Origin of the sequence: Candidatus Culexarchaeum yellowstonense, assembly GCF_024707025.1 — an archaeon.
Taxonomy (GTDB): Archaea; Thermoproteota; Methanomethylicia; order Culexarchaeales; family Culexarchaeaceae; genus Culexarchaeum.
In genome coordinates this window covers 1-2,770 of the sequence record NZ_JANGFQ010000178.1, presented here as the reverse complement: position 1 = coordinate 2,770, position 2,770 = coordinate 1, and the positions used below count along the sequence as shown (strand labels likewise).

Genomic DNA, 2,770 nt, shown 5'->3' with positions numbered 1-2,770 from the left:
CAACTCCTACATTGGGATAGGGATATTGGGAGGAGGAAGGTTGAATCTGCACGTGAAAAACTCCGAGAGATAAATCCAACTGTGAATGTTGAAGTATATGATGAGGTAATAACTGACGATAACGCTTCAACCTTAGTGAATGGTGTGGATGCAGTTGTAGATGCCCTAGACAACTACGCTGCCAGATACGCACTAAACAAAGCTTGCATAGAGAAGAGGATCCCATTCTTCCATGGAGCAGTCCATGGACTATGGGGGCAAGCAACAACCATAATACCTGGAGAAACCGCCTGCCTAAGATGCATAATTCCAGCAGCACCGCAACAAAGAGAAGTATTCCCCATCCTAGGACCCGTAGCTGGAACAATAGGGACAATTCAAGCAACAGAAGTCATCAAGTACCTAGTTGGAATAGGTAAACTATTAAAGAATAAACTTCTAATCTACGATGGATCATCAATGGAATTCCAAACCATAGAATTAAGGAGAAACCCAACATGCCCAGACTGCCAAACATTTCCCATAAACAAGCAACAATAACCCTATAAAACTCATACACTTCAATCATCATGGCACAATATTACCAGTCGAGAAAGAGCTCAACGCCTTCTTCACAACTAGAATAATAATTTAAGGCCATTATTTGACCCGAAAACTCATTAACAATAAAAAGGAAATGAAGGGAAAAAATAAAAATTATTTTTAATTGTTTGTTTTCACTTCACCCTTAACTCCATTAATATGTCGTCTACAAGCATCTTCCTATCAGCTTGCCAAACACCATCCTTGAATGTCTCTCCATAGAACCAGTATCTCATGCTCGTCCTATAATCTGCCCACATGAGCTTCACATCATCCACATTCCTCTGCAATATATCACCAAGATACGAGACTCCTAATGGTGGTAGAAGTGTTACCAGTGTGAATCCCTCCTGTGTGGGCATAAATGTCAATGGAAATGGCAGCTTCTTAAATGCCATTGCAAATCTAGCTGTAGTAGCAACTGGACATCTACACCTAAATATGAATTGATTAAATAGGTTTGAAGCTTTCGAATATATCAATACTCTGAATCCCTCAATAATTCCACTATCGAGGTATAGCTTCATCCGCCTACTAATCTGATACTCTGGAATCTTAAGTTTCTCACTTAAATCCTTAAACTTAGCTCTAGCATTTATACTAAGCTCTCTGAGTAAAGCCATATCAGTTTTATCCAATTTATGTAGTATTGATGGTGGATACGCTTCTAATTCGCTCGGTCCCTTCAAAGACTCCAAATACCTACCCCACTCATCCCAATTAAACGTCCACTCATCCCTCTTCACATCATAATACGTGAAGTCAGGCTCTTTCCAAACCCATTTAGCTATCGAAGTGAGATAAGTGTAATCGTCAATTAAACCCAATTCACGTAACCTATCGAAAAGCTCTAACAAATATCTTAAGCTATTCCTCGGCATCATAAATATGCTCATCAAACCATTACATGCTCCAAGACATCTCACTCTAAATCTGGTATAAGGATGTAAATCACAAAGCTTTTCTATCATTGGCAAATTTTTAAACTTCGTGTTTATAAATAATAGTATTGGTTCAAGCTCTAATGTTGATGGACATATTTGTGCCGAAACTGCAATCAATACTTTTTCATCAATCAATCGTTGTAATCTTTTTGATAATGTCTTCACGTTAACTCCAGTTTCCTTACTTATCTCCGTTATTGTCGCTAAAGGGTTCTTTCCTATAGCCGTAAGTATCTTGTAATCTATTTCGTCAAGTTCTTGCATATCAATTCATCTCTCTAAGCTCTTGTATGCTCTAATAGGTTCTGGTAGCCTTAGGTTCTCTATGGAAGTCCTGGCGTCCCACCAGGCGGATCAAGTATTATCTCAATTATCCCATTATTTATACTTATTGTAACATGAATTTTTCCATCAACTTTTACCATTGATATTACTAGATCTACTTTACCTTTTTCTACATCAACAGTTTTATCTTCTTCTGCTAAGGTTGGTGTAGCTAATGCTGCAGTCAGTATTAGTGTTAGTATTGTTAAGCTTAATAGTATTAGGGCCTTTCTTTCAAGGATTCCAGTTTTCTGCATATTCATCGCTTAAATTTATGTCCAATTTACATATAAATTTTACTATTTTATTGACTTCTCCTGCAAAATTACTCCAAATTCTTAAGCATATAATGTATTCTTGTTGTTTATATCATGCTATTTTCTCTCTTTTTCAATATATATCTGGATATTAATTTGCATATATATGCAATTTTTTAGTAAGATTTATATAATTGTTTACCATATTTTTGCATGTGAGCCTTAAAATTTTCAGCATCCCCTACTCTATTAGTGTACTTTCAACAGTATCTCTTATCATATTCTCCCTTATGGGTTGGGTTAATTCCATAGTTTATACATATCGTTTTGGTGGTGTTGGCTCTTTAAGTGTTCAGCTCGTAAACTCCACATATGACTCGTCAAGCAACACTAGCACATTCACATTTAAGATAGTTAATGATGGTGTTGAAGCCCTCAAGCTCATGGACATAAATGTTAATGGTTTATCGGTTAAAAGTATTAGTGGGGTTAAGGTTTTTAGGTGCTCAAGTTTTGAGTATGATTTAGGTATAAACCCAAGCTACACAACTCCAAATGATTTCACAACAATAATTCTTGGGAAATCCACAATCTACATAATCATATGTATGCAGGGAGCTAAAAATGGCATGGAATTCACATTCACACTATCCAAACTAAACT

4 protein-coding genes are annotated in these 2,770 nt (G+C 36.4%); 2 read left to right on the top strand and 2 right to left on the bottom strand.

Annotated features, from left to right (window positions below; genetic code table 11):
• Positions 1-540 (top strand): HesA/MoeB/ThiF family protein (locus MRT15_RS10595; protein WP_304330117.1); only part of this gene is annotated, 540 nt, incomplete at its 5' end.
• A gap of 176 nt (positions 541-716) precedes the next feature.
• Here MRT15_RS10595 and MRT15_RS10590 read toward each other — a convergent pair.
• Both MRT15_RS10590 and MRT15_RS10585 read right to left on the bottom strand, forming a co-directional pair.
• Positions 717-1,790 (bottom strand): Lrp/AsnC family transcriptional regulator, encoded by a 1,074-nt coding sequence (locus MRT15_RS10590; protein ID WP_304330115.1) that lies wholly within the window; start codon positions 1,788-1,790, stop codon positions 717-719.
• Between the two features lie 59 nt (positions 1,791-1,849).
• Positions 1,850-2,107, bottom strand: a complete 258-nt coding sequence (locus tag MRT15_RS10585; protein WP_304330113.1) for a hypothetical protein — start codon at positions 2,105-2,107, stop codon at positions 1,850-1,852.
• Positions 2,108-2,322: 215 nt separating this feature from the next.
• Between MRT15_RS10585 and MRT15_RS10580 the strand changes: the two genes are divergently transcribed.
• Positions 2,323-2,770: hypothetical protein (locus MRT15_RS10580; protein ID WP_304330111.1), on the top strand; the 448-nt coding region annotated here is incomplete at its 3' end.

Bases quoted from the DNA above. Each gene is read 5' to 3' on its own strand.
- MRT15_RS10590 (WP_304330115.1), bottom strand. From the start codon at position 1,790: ATGCAAGAACTTGACGAAATAGATTACAAGATACTTACGGCTATAGGA.
- MRT15_RS10585 (WP_304330113.1), bottom strand. From the start codon at position 2,107: ATGCAGAAAACTGGAATCCTTGAAAGAAAGGCCCTAATACTATTAAGC.